Genomic DNA, 676 nt, shown 5'->3' with positions numbered 1-676 from the left:
AGGCCGGTGCCCCCCGGCCCTGGCGCGCCTTCAGCAATCCCATCGCCCGGCCCTCCCCGCCGCCGGCCCGCCGCTGGCCCAGTGCCGCAGCTTGGCGGCGATGCGGTCGCAGGGCAGCACCTCGGTCGCGCCGCCACGGCGGATCAGCTCGGCCGGCATGCCGAACACCGCCGCCGTCTCCTCGCTCTCGGCGATAGTGCGGCCGCCCAGCCGGCGCAGCTCGGCCATCGCCGCCGCGCCGTCATCGCCCATGCCGGTGAGCTGCACGCCGATCAGCGCCGCCGGCGGCACCAAGCCGAGGGCGCTGCGCACCAGGCGGTCGACGCTCGGGTGCCACAGGCTGGCATCGGCGCGCACGGCATTGGCCACCAGCCGGCCGAGGCGGCGCTCCACCACCAGGTCGGCCTCGCCGCGGCCGATATAGGCGCGGCCGGGCTGCAGCGGCAGCGGCGCCGAGACCTCCACCACCTCCAGCGCGCAGATCGAATCGAGCCGCCGCGCGAAGGAGGCGGTGAAGCCCGCCGGCATGTGCTGCGCCACCAGCACCGCCTGCGGATAGTCGGCCGGCAGCTCGGGCAGGATGTCCTCCAGCGTGCGCGGCCCGCCGGTGGAGACGCCGATCAGCGTCAGCCCCGGCGCGGCGCCCCGGCTGGCGCGGCTGGCGGCGGCGTGGCGG

At 77.7% G+C, this 676-nt stretch carries 1 protein-coding gene; it reads right to left on the bottom strand.

Translation table 11 applies throughout. The features are described from left to right. Positions 1-30: 30 nt before the first annotated feature. The coding region (locus tag HMPREF0731_RS22475) for a CheB methylesterase domain-containing protein (protein WP_007006575.1) at positions 31-676 on the bottom strand (646 nt) is incomplete at its 5' end.

The organism is Pseudoroseomonas cervicalis ATCC 49957, from assembly GCF_000164635.1.
In the GTDB taxonomy this organism is placed as follows: Bacteria; Pseudomonadota; Alphaproteobacteria; order Acetobacterales; family Acetobacteraceae; genus Pseudoroseomonas; species Pseudoroseomonas cervicalis.
Note: the sequence above shows the minus strand (reverse complement) of the source record. Positions and strands in the feature narration are given on the sequence as shown.